Source organism: Streptomyces sp. NPDC059785 (genome assembly GCF_042732375.1).
In the GTDB taxonomy this organism is placed as follows: domain Bacteria; phylum Actinomycetota; class Actinomycetes; order Streptomycetales; family Streptomycetaceae; genus Streptomyces.
In genome coordinates this window covers 1-1,433 of sequence record NZ_JBHWHV010000133.1, presented here as the reverse complement: position 1 = coordinate 1,433, position 1,433 = coordinate 1, and the positions used below count along the sequence as shown (strand labels likewise).

The window sequence follows — 1,433 nt, the reverse complement described above, 5'->3', positions numbered from 1 at the left end:
ACCCGGTCCGCGCCGCCGCCGCGTGCGCCGTCAACTCCCGTCACACGAGTCGGCGTACACCTCTGGAGGCCGGGTACACGGGTCGGCGACGATCACCGGCCACGGTGGGCGTCCGCAGTCCGACCCACTCACCCCCAGTCATCCGGAGGACCCCCGTGCTGATGGCCCACCCCGCGGTTCTGCGCAATCTCGTCGAGCAGTACGAAACGCTGCGGGTCCTGGAGGCCGACAGCGGTAGCGCAGAAGTCCGGCAGCGCATGGACGACCTGGCGTACACGCTCTGCGTCTCCACCGGTACGAAGGACGTGGACGCCGCCCTCATCGCCGCCCGGTACCGGCTGCCGGGCGCCCGAACCGCCGACGACTCCGTCCTCACCGGCTGACCGGGCAACCCGGCCGGGCCCGGGGACCGTTGCCGGGAAATGCGACACATGTGTCACGGCGAGCGGGGTAGACGCGAAGACACGATGCTTGGAACGCGAACAGTGAGTTGCGTGGGAGAGGTCATGGACACCGTCACCGCCACAAGCCGGTCGAAGGTCACCCAGGAGCCCGCCCTCACCGTGACCGGTGAGGAGCCCCTGCCGCACGTCGAGGACCCGCGGGGGGTGGCCCCGCGGGACGCCAGGGAACTGTCGCGTCAGTTCTTCCAGCGCCTGACGGAACTCGAAGAGGGCACGCACGACTACCAGTACGCGCGCAACACCCTCATCGAGATGAACATGTCCCTGGTCCGTTTCGCGGCGGGCCGCTTCCGGCACCGCGGCGACGACCTCGAGGACATCGCGCAGGTCGGCATGATCGGTCTGATCAAGGCCATCGACCGGTTCGAGATCTCCCGCGAGGTCGAGTTCACGTCGTTCGCGCTGCCGTACATCGTCGGCGAGATCAAGCGCTTCTTCCGTGACACGACCTGGGCCGTGCACGTGCCGCGCCGGCTCCAGGAGCTGCGGGTGGAACTGGCCAAGGCCCGGGAGGAACTGGCCAGCCGCCTCGACCGCGACCCGACCGTCGCCGAGCTGGCCACCCTGATGAACCTCTCCGAGGACGAGGTCGTCGAGGCGCAGATCGCCGCCAACGGATACAACTCCTCCTCCCTGGACGCCGCCCTCACCGGCGACGGCAGCCAGGACGGCGAGGCCGTCCTCGCCGACTTCATCGGCGCCGAGGACGAGGCCATGCGGCTCGTGGAGGACTTCCACACCCTCGCTCCCCTGGTGGCACAGCTCAGCGAACGCGACCGGCACATCCTGCACATGCGGTTCGTGGAGGAGGCCACCCAGGCGGAGATCGGCGAGCGCCTCGGCTGCTCCCAGATGCATGTCTCCCGGCTGATCAAGCGGATCATCGAGCAGCTCCGCAGGGGCATGCTCAGCGATCTCGACCGCGTGTAGCGGGCACTGTCCCCGTAAGGCGGGTGGCCGCCCCGGATT

Annotated in this window: 2 protein-coding genes; both read left to right on the top strand. The window is 69.2% G+C overall.

Annotation, left to right across the window (positions count from 1 at the left end; all coding sequences use genetic code 11):
- Positions 1-155 precede the first annotated feature (155 nt).
- Positions 156-383, top strand: a complete 228-nt coding sequence (locus ACFV6E_RS42795; RefSeq protein ID WP_385177959.1) for a DUF5133 domain-containing protein — start codon at positions 156-158, stop codon at positions 381-383.
- 123 nt (positions 384-506) lie between these two features.
- Positions 507-1,394 carry an RNA polymerase sigma factor SigF gene (locus ACFV6E_RS42790; protein ID WP_385177958.1) on the top strand — a complete coding sequence of 296 codons (888 nt, stop codon included), beginning with the start codon at positions 507-509 and terminating at the stop codon, positions 1,392-1,394.
- Positions 1,395-1,433: the final 39 nt, after the last annotated feature.

Bases quoted from the DNA above. Each gene is read 5' to 3' on its own strand.
- ACFV6E_RS42790 (WP_385177958.1), top strand. From the start codon at position 507: ATGGACACCGTCACCGCCACAAGCCGGTCGAAGGTCACCCAGGAGCCC.